The sequence below is a fragment of the Sphingosinicella humi genome (assembly GCF_003129465.1).
GTDB lineage: Bacteria > Pseudomonadota > Alphaproteobacteria > Sphingomonadales > Sphingomonadaceae > Allosphingosinicella > Allosphingosinicella humi.
Genome location: NZ_QFFF01000001.1, coordinates 893987 through 907586 on the forward strand (window position 1 = coordinate 893987; position 13600 = coordinate 907586).

The 13600-nt window shown below is 66.5% G+C and carries 11 protein-coding genes and 1 tRNA gene; 5 read left to right on the top strand and 7 right to left on the bottom strand.

Annotation, left to right across the window (positions count from 1 at the left end; genetic code table 11):
• Nucleotides 1–108: 108 nt before the first annotated feature.
• Genes DF286_RS04470 through DF286_RS04480 form a run of 3 tightly spaced genes read right to left on the bottom strand, consistent with a single transcriptional unit; the run spans nt 109 to nt 3877 of the window.
• Nucleotides 109–792, bottom strand: coding sequence for an alpha/beta hydrolase (locus tag DF286_RS04470; RefSeq protein WP_109270346.1), 684 nt, complete (start codon nt 790–792; stop codon nt 109–111).
• Nucleotides 776–2035 (bottom strand): serine--tRNA ligase, encoded by a 1260-nt coding sequence (gene serS, locus DF286_RS04475; RefSeq protein ID WP_109270347.1) that lies wholly within the window; start codon nt 2033–2035, stop codon nt 776–778. Before serS ends, DF286_RS04470 begins: the two co-directional genes overlap by 17 nt.
• An 18-nt stretch (nt 2036–2053) precedes the next feature.
• Nucleotides 2054–3877, bottom strand: coding sequence for a gamma-glutamyltransferase family protein (locus DF286_RS04480; protein WP_109272011.1), 1824 nt, complete (start codon nt 3875–3877; stop codon nt 2054–2056).
• Nucleotides 3878–4016: 139 nt separating this feature from the next.
• Between DF286_RS04480 and DF286_RS04485 the strand changes: the two genes are divergently transcribed.
• Nucleotides 4017–5105 carry an AI-2E family transporter gene (locus tag DF286_RS04485; RefSeq protein ID WP_207790001.1) on the top strand — a complete coding sequence of 363 codons (1089 nt, stop codon included), beginning with the start codon at nt 4017–4019 and terminating at the stop codon, nt 5103–5105.
• Here DF286_RS04485 and DF286_RS04490 read toward each other — a convergent pair.
• Nucleotides 5073–5165, bottom strand: a tRNA-Ser gene (locus tag DF286_RS04490). The genes DF286_RS04485 and DF286_RS04490 overlap by 33 nt on opposite strands.
• Nucleotides 5166–5330: 165 nt before the next feature.
• Between DF286_RS04490 and DF286_RS04495 the strand changes: the two genes are divergently transcribed.
• On the top strand, nt 5331–6116 hold the full coding sequence (locus tag DF286_RS04495) for a DUF1134 domain-containing protein (RefSeq protein WP_109270349.1): 786 nt from the start codon (nt 5331–5333) through the stop codon (nt 6114–6116).
• A gap of 3 nt (nt 6117–6119) precedes the next feature.
• Here DF286_RS04495 and pyrC read toward each other — a convergent pair whose 3' ends face one another.
• A complete protein-coding gene (pyrC, locus tag DF286_RS04500; RefSeq protein WP_109270350.1) occupies nt 6120–7172 on the bottom strand; it encodes a dihydroorotase in 1053 nt (350 codons plus the stop codon).
• Nucleotides 7173–7236: 64 nt separating this feature from the next.
• Between pyrC and ygfZ the strand changes: the two genes are divergently transcribed.
• From ygfZ to DF286_RS04515, 3 genes are all read left to right on the top strand, one after another.
• A complete protein-coding gene (gene ygfZ, locus DF286_RS04505) occupies nt 7237–7995 on the top strand; it encodes a CAF17-like 4Fe-4S cluster assembly/insertion protein YgfZ (protein WP_109270351.1) in 759 nt (252 codons plus the stop codon).
• 59 nt (nt 7996–8054) lie between these two features.
• On the top strand, nt 8055–9719 hold the full coding sequence (locus DF286_RS04510; RefSeq protein WP_109272013.1) for a M28 family metallopeptidase: 1665 nt from the start codon (nt 8055–8057) through the stop codon (nt 9717–9719).
• A gap of 171 nt (nt 9720–9890) precedes the next feature.
• Complete coding sequence (locus DF286_RS04515) at nt 9891–10562, top strand: hypothetical protein (protein WP_207790002.1); 672 nt, start codon at nt 9891–9893, stop codon at nt 10560–10562.
• Between the two features lie 21 nt (nt 10563–10583).
• Here DF286_RS04515 and DF286_RS04520 read toward each other — a convergent pair whose 3' ends face one another.
• Together DF286_RS04520 and acnA are read right to left on the bottom strand one after the other, a co-directional pair.
• Nucleotides 10584–10904, bottom strand: coding sequence for a CBU_0592 family membrane protein (locus tag DF286_RS04520; RefSeq protein ID WP_424141249.1), 321 nt, complete (start codon nt 10902–10904; stop codon nt 10584–10586).
• A complete protein-coding gene (gene acnA / locus DF286_RS04525; protein ID WP_109270352.1) occupies nt 10850–13534 on the bottom strand; it encodes an aconitate hydratase AcnA in 2685 nt (894 codons plus the stop codon). Before acnA ends, DF286_RS04520 begins: the two co-directional genes overlap by 55 nt.
• Between the last annotated feature and the right edge of the window lie 66 nt (nt 13535–13600).

Consider the following 13600-nt stretch of genomic DNA (forward strand, 5'->3'; position numbering starts at 1 on the left):
CAGCCTTGGGCTGGTGGAGAAGTAGCTGCCCTGACGGCCGGCGCTCGATCGCGATCCTCTAATCTTGCGCCACCTTACCCCTCTCCCATGTCTCCGGCGTAGGAAGGATTAGAAGCTGCGTATCGCCTCTATGATCTGGGGATAGGCGCGGCCGTGGACGGCGAAGCCCATATGGCTGCAGTCGAGTTCGATCTGGCGGTCGCTCTGGCCCTCGACGCCGCGCGCGCAGGCGGGGGCGACCATGCCATCGCGGCGGGACCACAGGGCGAGGGTGGGCACGGGCGGCTTTGCTTCGACATCCGCCTCGAGCGGCGGCGCGTCGACCGGGTGGCCGGCGATCATCTCATAGAGACGCCATGCATTGTTGGCGCGCCGGTTGCCTGAGAAGGGCGTGCCCATCGTCACGACCTTCTCGACCAGATCGGGGCGCAGCTTGGCGACTTCGCGGGCATAGAGGCCGCCAAGGCTCCAGCCGACCATGATGACGGGACGGCCGGCGCCGAACCATTCGACGCGGGCGAGGATCCGCTTCAGCGTATCGGCCCTGACGCCGGTGTTGAGGCCCATGCCCCAGCCGGATACGCGATAGCCCGCCTCGGCGAGGGCGCGCTGGAGGCCGAGCGTGGTGCGGTCGCTGGCGAGGAAGCCGGGGATGACCATCAGCCTAGGCCCGTCTATCGGTCCCCGCTCCCCTAACCGTCCGAACCCTCGCCAGACGCGCGAGGCGACCATCAGGCCTTCCCTGATCAGCAGCCTCGCGGGCGGGGCGCAGTCCTCAGAGGTATTCGCCACCCATCAGGCCCTGCAGCGCCTTGGGCAGCTTCACGCGCCCGTCCGCCTGCTGATGATTTTCGAGCAGGGGCACGAGGATGCGGGGGCTCGCCAGCGCGGTGTTGTTGAGGGTGTGGACGAAGCGCACCTTGCGCTCGCCGTCGCGCCAGCGGAGGTTCGCCCGGCGCGCCTGCCAATCGTGCAGGGTCGAGCAGCTGTGCGTCTCGCGATATTTGCCAAGGCTCGGCACCCAGCTTTCGATGTCGTTCATGCGATACTTGCCGAGGCCCATGTCGCCGGTCGAGGTTTCGACCACCTGATAGGGGATTTCGAGGTCCTTCAGCAGCATCTCGGCATTGGCGAGCAACCGCGCGTGCCATTCGGCCGAAATCGCGTCGTCATCCTCGCAGATGACGTACTGCTCCAGCTTGTAGAATTGATGGACGCGCAGCAGCCCGCGCACGTCGCGCCCCGCGCTCCCCGCCTCGCGGCGGAAGCAGGGGGAGTAGCCGGCGTAGAGGATCGGGAGCTTGTCGGCCTCGATGATCTCGCCCGAATGCAGGCTGGTCAGCGCGATCTCGCCGGTCCCGGCGAGATAGAGCTCGTCCTTCGGAATCTCGTAGGCTTCTTCCTCATGACCGGGGAAATGCCCGGTGGCGACGAAGGCGCTCGGCCTAGCCAGAGCCGGTACCGTCATCATCGTGAAGCCCTCGGCGGCGAGCTTCTGCTGCGCCCAGAACATCAGCGCCTGCTCCAGCAAAGCGAGGCGGCCCTTGAGGCAGTATTGGCGCGAGCCCGATACCTGGGTGATGCGGCCGAGGTCGGCCCAATCGTTCATCTCGATCAGCGCGACATGATCACGCGGCTCGAAATCGAAGCTCGGAATCTCGCCGACCTGGCGCACGACCGTGTTGAAGGTCTCGTCCGGTCCAATCGGCGCACCGTCCCAGGGGATGCCGGGCAGGCGCAGCATCAGCGCTTCGAGCGCGCCCGACTTCTCCGCCAGCGCGGCCTCAATCTCGCCGGCGCGCGCGCCCATCTCCTTGGCCTTGGCGCCGAGCGCCGGCCGCTCCGAGGGATCCGCGGTCTTGAAGCTGGCGCTGATCTCGTTGCGCTGTCGGCGGAGGTCGTCGACCTCGGTCTTCATCGCCCGCACCTCGCCGTCGAGGGCGAGGAGCGCATCGATATCGATGTCTACATTCTTGTCGGCGATCGCCTTACGGACGGTATCGCCATTCTCGCGGATGAAATTCAGGCTCAGCATGGCGCCGCCCTAGCTTCCTCAATAAGCAAGCGCCAGCCCGTCGGCGCGCATCTCGCTCGACGCGCCGTAGACGCGCTCATTGCCGTCCATCCGCCGCTCCACGCATTGATAGCGACCGAAGCCGCCGTCGGATTCGCCGATCTTCCAGCCCATCGCCGCGAGCGCCGCCGCCGTTCTATCGGGTACGCCCGTCTCCAGCCGCAGCAGGCCGCGCGGACCGAGCGTGGGATCGTCCTCGCCCATCGCCTGCGACGAGCCTTCATGATGCCAGCGCGGCGAATCTCCGGCCGCCTGGGCGTCGAGGCCATAATCGGTCCGATTGATGATGATCTGCGCTTGGCCCTGCGGCTGCATGTCGCCGCCCATGACGCCGAAGGACAGCCACGGCTGATCGCCCTTGGTCGCGAAGCCGGGGATGATGGTCTGGAAAGGGCGCTTGCCCGGCGCATAGATGTTGGGGTGGCCGTCCACCGTCGTGAAGAGCTGGCCGCGGTCTTGGAACATGAAGCCGAGCCCGTCGGCGACGAGGCCGGAGCCCATGCCGCGGAAGTTGGACTGGATCATCGACACCATCATCCCGTCCCTATCGGCGACCGAGAAATAGGTGGTGTCGCCCCGCGACGGCGCGTCGCCTGGCCGTATCTTGTCGTTGATTCGGTCCGGCCGGATCAGCTTCGCCCGTTGGGCTGCATAGGCCTTGGACACCAGCCAGTCGGCGGGCACGTCCACCAGGTCTGGATCGGCATAGTAGCGGGCGCGATCCTCATAGGCGAGCCGCTTCGCCTCCGCCTGGAGATGGATCGAGAGCGGCGACTGGAAGCCCGCGCCCTTCAGATCGAAATGCTCCAGAATGTTGAGCATCTGGAGAGTCGCCAGGCCCTGCGTGTTCTCGCCAATCGCATGGACGCGGACGCCGCGATAGTCGGTCGAATAGGGCTGGGTCCATTTGGACTGATGGGCGGCGAGATCGGCATAAGAGAGCCAGCCGCCGATGCGCTTGAAATAGGCGTCGATGGCGCGGGCGATGTCGCCTTCGTAGAAGGCATCGCGGCCGCCCTCGGCGATCATGCGGTAGGTGCGGGCGAGGTCCGGGTTCCGGAAGATCTCGCCCACCCCTGGCGTCTCGCCGCCGGGTGCGAACGTGGCGCGGGCATTGTCGAGCTCCTCGATGCCCATGCCGGGCCGTGCGAAGTTCGTCATGCCGCGCCGAATATAATAAGCGACCACCGCCGGCACCGGCACGCCGCCCTCGGCATAGGCGATGGCGGGCTCGAACAGCTCGGCCCATTTGAGCTTTCCGTATTTGCCGTGGAGCGTCCACCACATGTCGACCGTGCCGGGCACCGACACCGGCAGCGCGCCATAGGGCGGGATGAAGCCGTTCCTGAGGCGACTCCGCACCGCCTCAAGAGTTAGCGAGCGGGGCGAGCGACCCGAGCCGGAGATGCCGACGACCTTGGCGGCCTTCGGGTCCCACAGCATCGCATAGCCGTCGCCGCCGATGCCGCAGGCGGTGGGCTCCAGGAAGCCGAGGCAGGCGTTGATCGCGATCGCCGCGTCGACCGCCGAGCCGCCCTTCCTCAAGATGTCGATGCCGGCCAGGGTCGCCAGCGGGTGCGACGTGCCCGCCGCGCCCGATCGGCCGAACACTTCGGAGCGGGTACCGAAGCTGGCGCCCACCGGCCTGTCGCCCGCCTCGACATCGGACCGCTCCCAGCGATCGACGCCGGGTGGCTGAAAACCGGGAAAGGGCTCGGCCTCGGTTTGCGCCTTGGCGGTTTCCGTAAGCGAAAGTCCCACCGCGGCGGCCGGCAACGCGGCCAGAAATTCCCGTCTCTCCATCATGTCCTCCCCGGCTCGTTCCCCTCTCTATAACGCGCGATGAAGCATCCGCCAGTCGCCGGCCAGTCATTGAAATTGACCGGCCGAGGGCCCAGTCCCTAAGAACGAGCATCTGTCAGGGAGGAAGCGGTTGAGGTTGATGCCTGTCCGCATCGCGCAGGTGATTACCGGCACGGCGCTCGGAATGGCGCTGCTCTATTTCCTCGGGAGCATCCTGATCCCCTTCGTCATCGCCTTCGTCCTGGCGGTGCTGGTGGATGCCTTCGTCCGCTCGATCGTGCGGCGCTGGCCGAAGGCGCCCGGCTGGGCCGTGGCGACCTTGGCCGGCGCCGTCATCGGGATCGGCGCCTTCACTGCCTTTTATGTGATCGCACAGGGCGCGGTGGAGATGGTCCAGCAGGCCCCTGCCCTCGCCGCCCGGCTGGAACAGCTGGTGCACGACGCCGGGCAGTCTTTCGGCCTGGAAAAGCCGCTGCACCTCAGCACCCTGGTCGGCAGCGTCAGCGTTCCGCAGCTGGCGGGGGACGCGCTGCAGGGCGCGCAGGACATTCTCTCCGGCGTCTTCCTGATGATCGTCTATTTCGGTTTCATGCTGGCCTCGCGTCCGCGGCTCGCCACCAAGGTTCGCGCCATCGCCGCTTCGTCGGACCGCGCCGAGGCGATCAAGTCGGGCATGACCCGCATCGCGACGGACATCGAGACCTATGTGTGGGTGCAGACCTTGACCGGCATCATGCTGGCGGGCGCGTCGGGCGCGGTGATGGTCGGCGTCGGCCTCGACAATGCCCTCTTCTGGACCGTCGTCCTGTTCCTGCTGTCCTACATCCCGATCATCGGCGTCACCGTCGGATCGGTGGCTCCGGCCCTGTTCACCCTGCTCCAGTTTCCGACGGTGTGGCAGGCCGCCGTGGTGTTCGCCGGGATCCAGCTCGCCGCCTTCGTCGTCGGCAACCTCATCTATCCGCGTATGCAGGCCGAGACGCAGAATATCGATCCCGTCGCGACGATCCTGGCCCTGTCCTTCTGGGGATTCCTCTGGGGCGTGCCGGGCGCCTTCCTGGCGGTGCCGCTTACCCTGATGCTGATGATGGTCTGCGCCGAATTCGACAGCACGCGGTGGGTGGCCGTCCTGCTCTCCAACGACGGCCGCCTGCCGGAACCGCCCCCTTCCCGGCGACTGGCTGAACAAGAAGGATGGCGGAGACGGAGGGATTCGAACCCTCGGTAGGGAATTTATCCCTACGGCGGTTTAGCAAACCGCTGGTTTCAGCCACTCACCCACGTCTCCGCAAAGCGCTGAACGGCGGGCTATAGCGGCGGCATTCACACTGTTCAACCAATCAAAAGACAACCGTTCCGGCGCGCTATCGACTCGGCTCATCGTCCGTTCATTGCGGCGCAAGGCTAGAACGGGTTAACTAAGCCGCAGCGAGGGCCCGGGGGAACGCGTATCATGTTCAAAGCCGCATTTGTGAAACTGCTCGCCGCAGGCCTTGCCCTGTCGGCCGCGCCGGCGATCGCACAGATCACTGAGATCGACCCCAACAACGCCGGCCAGTATCAGGCGCCGGCGGAGCAGGGCTACACCGATCCCTATGCGGCCGATCCCTATGCCACCGACCCGAATGGCTTCGCCCCCGCCGACGATCCCTATCAGCCGGTCGACCCCGGCACCGATGAGAACTGGGAGGCTGCGCCCGCAGCCCCCATGGCGACGGCGCCGGTCCCCGCTCCCCAGGCGAATGCCGCGGCCGGCCAGACCATCCCGCGCGAGGACATCTTCACCGCCGCCGAAGACGTTTTCGGCAAGGGCACCGAGGGCCTCGCCGGCATCATCGAGAATATCCTGCGCGACCAGGGCGAACCCGTCGCCTATATCAAGGGGCAGGAGGCAGGCGGCGCCTTCGTCTTCGGCGTCCGCTACGGTTCGGGGACCATGCACCATCAGGTCGAGGGCGACCGCCTCGTCTACTGGACCGGGCCGTCGCTCGGCTTCGATTTCGGGGCCGATGCCAGCAAGGTCTTCGTGCTGGTCTACAACCTCTACGACAGCCAGAACCTCTTCAAGCGCTATCCGGGCGCCGAGGGCAATGCCTATGTCCTGGGCGGCTTCACCGCGAGTTATCATCGCAGCGGCGACGTCGTCCTGATCCCGGTGCGCCTGGGCGTCGGCCTGAGGTTGGGCGTCAATGCCGGCTATATGAACTTCACCGAAAAGACCCGCTGGCTGCCCTTCTGAGGCTCAGGCCGCGACGCCCGCGAAGCGCCAGGGCAGGGTCTCGCCGGCGTGGAAGGGCACCAGGCTGCTTCCGGCGGCGGCGAGCGCGTCCGGAACCTCTGACGGCACCCGCTCCAGGACCACGCGGCCCTCGTTGAGCGGCAGCCCGTAGAAGCGCGGGCCATTCTCCGAGGCGAAGGCCTCGAGCCGGTCGAGCGCGCCTTCCTCCTCGAACACCCCCGCGTAGGATTCGAGTGCGAAGGGCGCATTGAAGATGCCGGCGCAGCCGCAGGCGGCCTCCTTGCGCTCCACCGCGTGCGGCGCGCTGTCGGTCCCCAGGAAGAATTTCGGCGATCCCGACGTGGCGGCGCGGCGGACGGCGAGACGATGCTGCTCGCGCTTCGCGACGGGAAGGCAGTAGGCGTGGGGCCTCAAGCCCCCGGCGAACAGCGCGTTGCGGTTGATGATGAGATGCTGGGGCGTGACCGTCGCCGCGACGTTGGGGCCCGCTGCTTCGACGAAAGCGACGCCTTCGGCGGTCGTGATATGCTCGAACACGACCTTCAGCTCCGGCAGGTCGCTGACGAGCTTCGAGAGCACCCGCTCGATGAACACGGCCTCGCGGTCGAAGATGTCGATGTCGGGATCGGTCACTTCGCCGTGGACGAGAAGCGGCATGCCGATGCGCTGCATCGCCTCCAGCGCCGGATAAAGGGTCCGCACGTCCGTCACGCCGTGGGCGGCGTTGGTGGTGGCATGAGCCGGATACAGCTTGGCGGCGGTGAAGACGCCTTCGCCAAAGCCGCGCTCGATCTCGGCCGCGTCGGCATGATCGACCAGGTAACAGGTCATCAGCGGCGTGAAGTCGCTGCCTTCAGGAAGCGCCGCCAGGATGCGCTCGCGATAGGCGACCGCGTCGGCGACGCTGATCACCGGCGGCACGAGGTTCGGCATCACGATCGCGCGGCCGAACTGGCGCGCGGTGTAGGGCGCCACCGCCTTCAGCATCTCGCCGTCGCGAAGGTGAACATGCCAGTCATCGGGGCGGCGAAGGGTGAGGCGGGCGGTTTGAGTCATGTGATGCAGCGCAATCGGTCACGAGCGGTTTGGAAATCGGGTGGAGACCCCCTAACTCGTCTTCATGCCAGCGACCACCCTCATCGACCGCGCCCTTCTCCGTATCTCGGGTGAAGACATCCGCGGATTTCTCCAAGGCCTCGTCACCAACGACGTAAATCGGCTCGCCCCGGACAGACCGCTCTGGGCCGGGCTGCTGACGGCACAGGGCAAGGCGCTGTTCGACTTCATCCTGTGGGCGGACGGCGATGACGTGCTGATCGACTGCGAGGCCGAGCAGCTCGAGCCGCTTCGCAAACGCCTCCTCCTCTACCGCCTCCGCCGGCCGATCGCGATTGAGCGGGACGAGAGCCTGGCGGTGCACTGGTCGCTCGGTTCCCCGGCTGAGGGCAGGGTCGAGTCCGGCACTGGCCCGCGGCTTTCGCCTGTGCACGATCCTCGCCTTGCCGAGCTCGGCCATCGCTGGCTCGCGCCTGCCGATGATCCCGCCGAAGGCTGGCTCGAACACCGCCTCTCGCTCGGCGTCACCGAGAGCGTGGCGGAGCTGGGCTCCGACAAGACGCTCTGGCTCGAATGCAACGCCGGCGAGCTGAACGGCGTCAGCTTCGCCAAGGGCTGCTATGTCGGACAGGAAAACACGGCGCGCATGAACTACCGCAACAAGGTCAACCGCCGCCTCGTCGTCGTTCCCGCCGATGCGGCCGGAGAGCGCACTCGTATCCACTATCCGGACCTCGGCCTAGCGGTCGAGCATCGCCGGGTCGACGACCTCGGAGATGCCATCATTCCCGGCTGGCTAGGGGCCTCGCTTCAGCCCGCCTGACTTGCTTCGGAGCGTCTCGGCCGTCACAAGGACGCCCCCGCAGAACGGAGTCTCCCATGATGTCTCGAACCCTGCTCGCCCTTCTCGCGCTGACGACCGCAGCCGCCTGCGTGCAAGCCGACGCGGCGGACACGCCGATCGACGCCGCCAGAATCGAGGAAGCGGTCAAGATCCTGGGGTCGGACGAGTTCGGCGGTCGTGCGCCGGGAACACCGGGCGAGGAGCGGACGGTCGCGTATCTCGTCTCCCAATCCCAGGAGATCGGGCTCGAGCCCGGCGGGGAGAATGGCGGCTGGACCCAGCGCGTAGACCTCCTTCACACGCAACTCGGCGAACCGGAGGAATTGTCCGTCACGGTGGGCGACAACGAAGTGCCGTGGACCTTCGCGGAAGACATTTACGTCAGCACTCTGCAACCGGTCGATCGCACCGCCATCGACAATGCCGAAATGGTGTTCGTCGGCTATGGCGTCGATGCGCCGGAGCGGCAGTGGGACGATTTCGGCGACGTCGATCTCAAGGGCAAGGTCGCCGTCTTCCTGGTCAACGATCCGGATTTCGAGGCGAAGGAGGGCGATCCCGTCGCCGGCAAATTCTCCGGCCAGGCGATGACCTATTATGGCCGCTGGAGCTACAAGTTCGAGGAAGCGGACCGGCGGGGCGCGATCGGCGCCCTCGTCGTCCATGACACGCCGGGCGCGGGCTATGGTTGGAGCACGGTGATCTCCGGCGGCGGCGAGAATTACGGTCTCGTCCGCGCGCCCGAGGACGTCACCAGCCTGAAGCTCCAGGGATGGATCAGCGGCGAGGCGGCGGCCGACCTCTTCAAGCGTGCCGGCCTCGATCTCGCCGCCGAACGCACCCGCGCCCGCACCGACGCCTTCACCGCCGTTCCGCTCAAAGATGCGACCTTCTCCGCCGCCTTCCCGGTGAAGCAGCAGGTGGTCCAGAGCCGCAACGTGCTCGCCCGCATTCCCGGCGCCAAGCGGCCCGACGAGACGGTGATGATCGCCGCGCATTGGGACGCCTATGGCATCGGCGCGCCGGATGCTGAGGGCCGCACGGTCCGCGCCGGCGCCAATGACGACGGCATCGGCCTTGCCGCGATGTTTGAGATCGCCCGCGCCTTCAAGGCGGGGCCGCAGCCCGACCGGTCGGTCGTGTTCGCCGCCTGGACGGCCGAGGAGCGCGGCCTGCTCGGCTCGGAATATTATGCGCTGAACCCGATCTATCCGTTGGAAAAGACGGTGGCCAACCTCACCGTCGACGTGCTGCAGACCGCCGGCCTGGCGCGCGACGTAATCCTGATCGGCGAAGGCCAGAACAGCCTGGAGGACGATCTCGGCCGCTTCGCCAAGGCGCAGGGCCGGACGGTGACCCCCGACTCGGCGCCGGAACGCGGCCTATTCTACCGCGCCGACCATTTCTCGCTCGCCAAGCGCGGCGTCCCCGTGCTGCTGATGATGGGTCTGGGCGGCGGTGCCGACCTGGTCGAGGGCGGCCGGGAGGCCGGCGAAGCCTGGGTCGCGGATTATACCAAGAACCGCTACCACACGCCCGGCGACCGCTGGGACGAGACCTGGAATCTCGCCGGCGCGGTCCAGGACATCGACCTCGTCTGGGACATGGCGCGCGATCTCGCCTTCTCCGACCGTTGGCCGACCTGGAAGGACGGTTCGGAGTTCAAGGAAGTGCGGCAGAAGAGCGCCGAGGCGCGGCGCTAGCCGAACGGCACAAGCGCCCGAACCGGAGTCGGCCGATTGACGCCGCTGCCGCCGGCGCGGTATTTTGAGTCCGGGCCCAAGCCCGAGTCCAGCATCAGTGTTTCCGTCCTGTGATTGGCGGAGTTTCTCCACCTGTTGGTTGCGTGAAACTTCAGTTTCAGGGAGGATCAGATGAGAGCTGCCGCAGCGGGCGCGCTGTCGCCTGCCAAAATCGCCCATCCCCATTCCATCCGCCGGTTCGCAGCGCTTCTGACCGCGGCGAGCCTGCTTGTCGCCGCCAACGACGCTCCGGCGCCGAGCGGCGAACCCGACCTGGCCGAAGTGCGATCCGCGACCGAGCGGTTTCGCGACGTGAAGGTCGCGTTGGCGGAAGGCTATATCCGGGACCCGATGAATATCTGCGAGACGGCCGACCTGCTCGGCCAGCCGGCGGAGTTCGGCGCAATGGGCGTCCATTATTTCCGCCCCGATCTGCTCGGCATCACGGCGCCGCCCAATCCCCGGGTAAACGGAAATGGCACGCACACCGACTTTAGGAAGCCCGCCATCCTGATCTACGAGCCGCAAGCCGACGGTTCGCTCGAATTGGTGGCGGTCGAGAACCTCGTCTTTCGAGGGGCGTGGGAGGCCCTAGGGCATATGGCGCCGCCGACCTATCAGGGCCTCGTCTACGACACTATGGCGGACGATCCAGCCACCTCTCTCGACGAAGCCCATATGTTCGAGCCGCATTACGACCGGCATGTGTGGCTCTATCGCGACAATCCGAACGGCGTCTTCGCGCCCTTCAACCCGAAGGTGACGTGCAAGCATCACCGGAGCGGCACAGTCGCCGGCCGCTGAGTGGGTCAGTCGCCGCCGCGATCACCTAGTCGAGGTCGACGAGCCTCTTTGCCTAATCCGCCATAGCGCCATCGCGCCGATCAGCATCCAGATCACGTTGAGCGATGCCGACGGCATGGCGCCGTGCCACCAACCGTTGACGATGAAACCCGCGGCGCCGCCCACGTTCATCCATTGATAGGCGGCCGACTGCCCCGTCAGCCGTCCTATCGACAGCAGCAGATAGGCGAGCAGGATCACGACCGCGCCCGACCAGCCCGCTATCTCGACGAAGAGCTGCTCCGTGCTCAGGCGGCGAGGTTCCTCAGCACATAGTGGAGGATGCCGCCGGCACGGAAATATTCGAGCTCGTTCAGCGTATCGATCCGGCAACGCGCGGTGAAGGTGAAGGTCGAGCCGTCGGCGCGGCTCACCTGCACCTCGACGTCCTGGCGCGGCTGGAGGTCGGCGACCCCGGTGATGCTGAAAATCTCGTCGCCGGTGAGGCCCAGCGTCTCGCGATTGTCGGCGCCGGTGAACTGGAGGGGCACGACGCCCATGCCGACGAGATTCGAGCGGTGGATACGCTCATAGGTCTCCGCGATGACGGCGCGCACGCCCAGCAGGTTCGTGCCCTTGGCCGCCCAGTCGCGGGAAGAGCCGGTGCCATATTCCTTGCCGGCGATGACGACCAGCGGCGTCCCCGCCTCCTTGTAGCGCATGGCGGCGTCATAGATCGGCAGCACCTCGCCGGTGGGGATGTGCTTGGTGACGCCCCCCTCGATGCCGGGCGTCATTTGGTTCTTGATGCGGATGTTGGCGAAGGTGCCGCGCATCATCACCTCGTGATTGCCGCGGCGGGCGCCGTAGCTGTTGAAGTCCGGGCGGGCGACCTGATGGTCGGTCAGATACTGGCCGGCCGGGCTGTCGAGCTTGATGGCACCGGCCGGGCTGATGTGATCGGTGGTGATGGAATCGCCGAAGACGGCAAGCGCCCGGGCGCCGACAATGTCGGTGGGCGCTGACGCCGTCATCGTCATGCCTTCGAAATAAGGCGGGTTCTGGATGTAGGTCGAGCCCGCCGACCAGGCATAGGTGTCGCCGCCCGTAATATCGATCGCGCGCCACTGGTCGTCGCCCTTGTAGACGTCGGCGTAACGGGCCTTGAACATGTCGGCATTGACATGCTGGTCGATGAGGCTGCGGACCTCGTCGTTGGTGGGCCAGATGTCCTTGAGATAGACGTCCGCGCCATTCTTGTCCTGGCCGATCGGCGTCGAGATCATGTCCTCGGTGACGGTGCCCTTCAGCGCATAGGCGACGACGAGCGGCGGCGAGGCGAGATAATTGGCGCGCGTGTCGGGCGATACGCGCCCTTCGAAGTTTCGGTTACCGGAGAGCACCGAGGCGACGACCAGATCGTTGGCGTGAATCGCCTTCGAGATCGGCTCCGGCAGCGGGCCCGAATTGCCGATGCAGGTGGTGCAGCCATAGCCGACCAGGTCGAAGCCGATGGCGTTCAGATCCTCCTGCAGGCCGGCGCGCTCCAGATAGTCGGTGACCACCTGGGAGCCCGGCGCGAGGCTGGTCTTGACCCAGGGCTTGGAATCGAGGCCGCGCTCGCGCGCCTTGCGGGCGACGAGCCCAGCGGCGACCAGAACGCTGGGGTTGGAGGTGTTGGTGCAGCTGGTGATGGCGGCGATGACGACGTCGCCATGGCCGAGATCGTGACCGGTGCCGGACACCATGTGCCGCACGGAGGGATCGCCGTTGCGGTCATATTCGGTCTTGAGGTCCTCGATGAACTCGGTGTCGAGCTCGGAGAGCAGCACCTTGTCCTGCGGCCGCTTGGGGCCGGCGAGCGAAGGCTGGACCGTCGACATGTCGAGGCGAAGCGTATCGGTGAAGACCGGCTCCACGGTCGGATCGAGCCACAGGCCCTGCTCCTTGCAATAGGCCTCGACCAGCGCGATCTGCTCCTCGCTCCGACCGGTGAGGCGGAGATAATCGAGCGTCTTGGCATCGACCGGGAAGAAGCCGCAGGTGGCGCCATATTCGGGCGCCATGTTGGCGATGGTCGCGCGATCGGCGAGGCTGAGCGCGGAGACGCCGGGGCCGTAGAATTCGACGAAGCGGCCGACGACGCCCTTGGCGCGAAGCATCTGCGTGACGGTGAGCACGAGGTCGGTCGCGGTGATGCCCTCGCCGAGCGCGCCGGAGAGATGGAAGCCGACGACTTCGGGAATGAGCATCGACACGGGCTGGCCGAGCATCGCCGCCTCCGCCTCGATGCCGCCGACGCCCCAGCCGAGCACGCCGAGGCCGTTGATCATGGTGGTGTGGCTGTCGGTGCCGACCAGCGTGTCCGGATAGGCGACCTCCGCGCCCGAGGCGTCCTTGCTGCTCCAGACCGTGCGGCCGATATTCTCAAGGTTCACCTGGTGGCAGATGCCGGTGCCCGGCGGCACGACCTTGAAATTGTCGAAAGCGGACGCGCCCCATTTCAGGAACTGGTAGCGCTCCATGTTGCGGGCATATTCGAGGGCGACGTTCTTCTCGAACGCCTTGGGCGAGCCGAACTCGTCGACCATCACTGAATGGTCGATGACGAGATGGACCGGCACCTGCGGGTTGATCTTCTGCGGGTCGCCGCCGAGCGTCTTCATCGCGTCGCGCATCGCGGCGAGATCGACCACCGCCGGAACGCCGGTGAAGTCCTGCATCAGCACGCGCGCGGGGCGATACTGGATCTCGCGTGGATTGGCGCCCTTGTCCTGCTGCCAGTCGACGATCGCCTGGATGTCCTCGCGGGTGACGGTGACGCCGTCCTCGAAGCGCAGCAGGTTCTCGAGCAGCACCTTCATCGAGAAAGGCAGGCGGGAGACATCGCCCAGCGCCGAAGCCGCCTTGGCCAGCGAATAATAGCCATAGGATCGGCCGCCGACATTCAACGTGCTGCGGGTTTTGAGTGTGTCCTGGCCGACGGCAGTCATGGCGCCTTATCCTTCTGCTATGCCTTGAGTTCCCGGCGCTCTAGCAAGGAGGAAGCGGTGGGGGAA

Excerpts from the sequence above, each read along its gene's own strand:
- serS (WP_109270347.1), bottom strand. The coding sequence starts at position 2,035 with ATGCTGAGCCTGAATTTCATCCGCGAGAATGGCGATACCGTCCGTAAG.
- DF286_RS04480 (WP_109272011.1), bottom strand. The coding sequence starts at position 3,877 with ATGGAGAGACGGGAATTTCTGGCCGCGTTGCCGGCCGCCGCGGTGGGA.
- DF286_RS04485 (WP_207790001.1), top strand. The coding sequence starts at position 4,017 with ATGCCTGTCCGCATCGCGCAGGTGATTACCGGCACGGCGCTCGGAATG.
- DF286_RS04495 (WP_109270349.1), top strand. The coding sequence starts at position 5,331 with ATGTTCAAAGCCGCATTTGTGAAACTGCTCGCCGCAGGCCTTGCCCTG.
- pyrC (WP_109270350.1), bottom strand. The coding sequence starts at position 7,172 with ATGACTCAAACCGCCCGCCTCACCCTTCGCCGCCCCGATGACTGGCAT.
- ygfZ (WP_109270351.1), top strand. The coding sequence starts at position 7,237 with ATGCCAGCGACCACCCTCATCGACCGCGCCCTTCTCCGTATCTCGGGT.
- DF286_RS04510 (WP_109272013.1), top strand. The coding sequence starts at position 8,055 with ATGTCTCGAACCCTGCTCGCCCTTCTCGCGCTGACGACCGCAGCCGCC.
- DF286_RS04515 (WP_207790002.1), top strand. The coding sequence starts at position 9,891 with ATGAGAGCTGCCGCAGCGGGCGCGCTGTCGCCTGCCAAAATCGCCCAT.
- acnA (WP_109270352.1), bottom strand. The coding sequence starts at position 13,534 with ATGACTGCCGTCGGCCAGGACACACTCAAAACCCGCAGCACGTTGAAT.